4 protein-coding genes are annotated in these 3,921 nt (G+C 73.9%); 3 read left to right on the top strand and 1 reads right to left on the bottom strand.

The features are described from left to right. On the top strand, positions 1 to 932 hold a 932-nt coding region (locus AB0J52_RS31095; RefSeq protein ID WP_500186288.1), incomplete at its 5' end, for an alpha/beta fold hydrolase. 20 nt (positions 933 to 952) lie between these two features. Here the strand turns inward: AB0J52_RS31095 and AB0J52_RS31090 are convergent. Continuing rightward, positions 953 to 1,849: an SGNH/GDSL hydrolase family protein gene (locus AB0J52_RS31090; RefSeq protein ID WP_500186286.1), complete on the bottom strand. Its 897-nt coding sequence runs from the start codon at positions 1,847 to 1,849 to the stop codon at positions 953 to 955. A gap of 178 nt (positions 1,850 to 2,027) precedes the next feature. Here AB0J52_RS31090 and radA point away from each other — a divergent pair, with 178 nt between their 5' ends. Next, a complete protein-coding gene (gene radA / locus AB0J52_RS31085; RefSeq protein ID WP_500186284.1) occupies positions 2,028 to 3,551 on the top strand; it encodes a DNA repair protein RadA in 1,524 nt (507 codons plus the stop codon). 112 nt (positions 3,552 to 3,663) lie between these two features. Continuing rightward, on the top strand, positions 3,664 to 3,921 hold a 258-nt coding region (locus tag AB0J52_RS31080; RefSeq protein WP_500186282.1), incomplete at its 3' end, for a diadenylate cyclase.

Here is a 3,921-nt window from a genome sequence, read left to right as displayed (position 1 = left end):
ACGCCGGCGAGCCGTTCGGCTCGCTGCGCGGCCGCCCGGTCCCGGTCCGCGCGTCCGACGGCACCCGCCTGTACGCCGAGGTGGACGGCGAGGACCGCACCGACCTCGCGATCGTCTTCTCCCACGGCTGGACCCTCTCCCAGGACTCCTGGCACTTCCAGCGCCGCGCCCTGCGCGACCTCGGCCGCCTGGTGTTCTGGGACCAGCGCGGCCACGGCCGCTCCGACGGCGGCGCCCGCGACGACTACGGCCTGCCCCGCCTCGCCCACGACCTCGCCGACGTCATCGAGCAGACCGTCCCGGAGGGCACCCCGGTCGTCCTGGTCGGCCACTCCATGGGCGGCATGACCATCCAGCGCTTCGCCGACGAGTACCCGCACCTGCTCGGCGACCGCGTCGTCGCCGCGGCCCTCTGCAACACCTCGTCCGGCGGCCTCGGCCAGGTCTCGCTGGGCCTGCCCGCCCTGGCGGCCCGCCTCTCCCAGCGCACCCTCCCGCGCACCCTGCGGCTGGTCGGCGCGGGCTCGTCGCTCATCGAGAAGGTCCGGCACCTCGGCCGCGACGGCGTCCTGCTCTTCGAGGACCGCGTCGCCTTCGGCCCCGGCGCGAGCCCCTCCGCCGTCGCCTTCGCCGAGCAGATGGCCGCCGACACCCGGATGGACGCCGTCCTCGACTTCCTGCACTCGATGATCACCCACGAGGTCATCTCCGAGTGCGCCCACCTCGGCAAGGTCGACACCCTCCTGCTCGGCGCCGAGCACGACCAGCTCACCCCGGTGGGCCACACCCTCCACCTGGCGTCCCGCCTCCCGGACGCCCGCCTGGAGGTCCTCCCCGACGCCGGCCACATGGCCATGCTCGAACGCCCCGACGCCGTCTCCGACCACCTCCGCACCCTCATCACCCGAACCCGCAAGACCCTCTCCCTCTGAGACCGGGCCCGCGGCCGCCGTCAGCGGTCGGCGGTGGTGGTGAGGGCTGAGCGGACGCGGGCGGCTATCTGGCGCATGCCGAGCTCGTTGGGGTGGGCCGGGGCGGCCTTGTGGGACGGGAGCATGCCCTCCACCCAGCGGGACGCGGGCGGGGCGCAGACGTCGTGGCCCGTCGCGCCGGCGTAGGTGTCGACGAACGTCGCGCCGTTCGCGGCCGCCGTCTTCTTGAGCATGTCGTTGAGCTTGCGCTCGGTGGTGTTCAGGAAGGGGACGTCGCCCGCCGAGAACGGGACGAGCGGCCAGCAGCCGGTGGTGTCCGGGAGGATGCGCGTGTAGCCGACCAGCAGGACGCGGGCGTGCGGCGCGCGGGTGTGGATGCCGCGCAGCACCTTCGCGACCTTCGGGGCGGTCTTCGCGATCTGCTTGTCGATGCTGGTGCCGTAGTGCCGGGCGCAGGGGGCGCCCAGCGGGGCCCGCAGGCTCTCGGTCGCGCAGGTGACGACCATCTGGGTGAACCCGATGTCGTTGCCACCGACGCCGAGGGTCACCAGGTCGGTGTCCCGGGTGACCGCGTCGAGCTGCGCCCGGTTGAAGCCGGTGGCCGTGAACTGCGGGTGGGTCATGTCGCCCGTGTCGGCCCCCGTGCAGCTCACGTCGGTGAGCCGTGCGCGCAGGGACGCGGCGAGCAGCGACGGGTAGTTGTGGTCCGAGCGCAGGCAGCCCACCAGGCCGTGCTGCCTCGGGATCAGGGGCCCGGACGTGAACGAGTCGCCGAGGGCCACGTAGCGAAGCCCCGGGGCCTCGTAAGAGGGGCCGGAGGCCGCATGCCGCGGGGACGCGGCGGTGGCCGGGGAGGGCGCGAGGAGCACCGGTGCGGCGGCCGTCGTCAGCGCGAGGGTGGTCGCGAGGTTGCGCATGTCCCGGTCCTTTCGCGTCGGAGCCGTGAGTCGGCGTGCCGTCCGGGCCGGGCTCCGGACGACACGCTAAGGGTCCGCACGCCGAAGGTCATCGGTCCGACACGGCAGGTGACCAAAGACTGGCCGGGCCGGGAACAGAACGCGGTGTCTGTCGGTGGCGGGCCGTAACCTTCGGCGCATGGCGAAGGCGAAGACGGCGCGGGCGGCCTACCACTGCTCCGAGTGCGGGTGGCAGACGTCCAAGTGGGTGGGGCGGTGCGGCGAGTGCCAGGCGTGGGGCACGATCGTCGAAGCCGCGTCCGCGACGCCCGCCCGGGTCGTCTCGGCCGGTCCGGTGTCGGCCCCGGCGCGTCCGATCGGGCAGGTGGACGTGCGGTCCGCGCGCTCCCGGCCCACCGGGCTGGACGAGCTCGACCGGGTGCTCGGCGGCGGCATCGTGCCCGGGGCCGTCCTGCTGCTCGCGGGTGAGCCGGGCATCGGCAAGTCCACGCTGCTGCTGGAGGTCGCGGCGCTCGCGTCCGCTCCGGCCCTGGCGTCCGTCCCGCCGCAGGCCCGCACGGGCAAGGGCTCCGCGCAGGATCCGCTGGCCGCCGTCCGCAGCGGCGCGGCAGGCGACGCCGAGGGCGGCGAGGGCGGCGAGCGGCGGCCGGTGCTCTACGTGACCGGGGAGGAGTCGGCCGAGCAGGTGCGGCTGCGCGCCGACCGGGTCGGCGCGATCACCGACGACCTGTACCTGGCCGCCGAGACGGAGCTGTCGGCGATCCTCGGCCACATCGACGCGGTCGAGCCGGTGCTGCTGGTCGTCGACTCGATCCAGACGGTCGGGACGTCGGAGGTGGACGGCGCGCCCGGCGGCGTCACCCAGATCCGGGAGGTCGCGGCCAACCTGATCCGGGTCGCCAAGGAGCGCGGCATCACGGTCGTGCTGGTCGGGCACGTCACCAAGGAGGGCGCGATCGCCGGGCCCAGGCTGCTGGAGCACCTGGTCGACGTCGTCCTGTACTTCGAGGGCGACCGGCACAGCAGGCTGCGCATGATCCGCGCCGTCAAGAACCGGTACGGCCCGACCGACGAGCTCGGCTGCTTCGACCTGTCGGAGGTCGGGCTCGTCGGGCTGCCCGACCCGTCCGGGCTGTTCCTCACCCGCCGCGAGGAACCGGTGCCCGGCACCTGCGTCACGGTCACGCTGGAGGGACGGCGCCCGCTGGTCGCGGAGGTGCAGGCGCTGGTCGCCAAGTCGCACCTGCCGTCCCCGCGCCGCGCCCACTCCGGCCTGGACGCCTCGCGCGTCGCGATGGTGCTGGCCGTCCTCGCCCAGCGCTGCAAGATCTCCATGCACGAGCAGGACGTGTACGTCTCGACCGTCGGCGGCGTCCGGCTCACCGAGACCTCCGTCGACCTCGCGATGGCCCTGGCGGTCGCCGGCTCGACCGTCGAGCAGTCGCTGTCGTCCACCCTGGTCGCGCTCGGCGAGGTCGGGCTGGCGGGCGAGGTGCGGGTGGTGCCGGGCGTCCAGCGCCGGCTCGCCGAGGCGGCGCGGCTCGGGTTCAAGCACGCGGTGGTGCCGCGCGGGTCGCTGGAGCTCGGCGACGGGTCCCCGCTCAGGCGCGCCGATCCGCAACTCAGCGATTTCGAGGGTATGAAGGTGATGGAGGTGGACAGCCTGACCCAGGCGCTCCAGGTGTCCTTCACGGCCCCCTGACACGTCCGCCTCACCGACCAGTGCCGTACGCGTCACGCTTGCGACCAGGGGAGGAGCCGTCCACCCGGCCCTCTCGGTAAACTGACGCCGTTAAGCGACCTCCGGGGGCCAGGTGCCAGCAATCGACAAGGGTCATGACGAACGCCGCCGCGCCACGCTCGCCGCGGTGGCCCCGGGCACCCAGATCCGGGACGGTTTGGAGCGCATCCTGCGCGGCCACACCGGCGGACTGATCGTGCTCGGCTACGACGCGCAGGTCAGTGAGATCTGCACCGGCGGCTTCGAGCTGGACGTGGAGTTCTCCGCGACCCGGCTGCGCGAGCTCGCCAAGATGGACGGCGCGATCGTGATCGACGACGCGCGCGGCCGG

This window comes from Spirillospora sp. NPDC049652, assembly GCF_040675125.1.
GTDB lineage: Bacteria > Actinomycetota > Actinomycetes > Streptosporangiales > Streptosporangiaceae > Spirillospora.
Note: the sequence above shows the minus strand (reverse complement) of the source record. Positions and strands in the feature narration are given on the sequence as shown.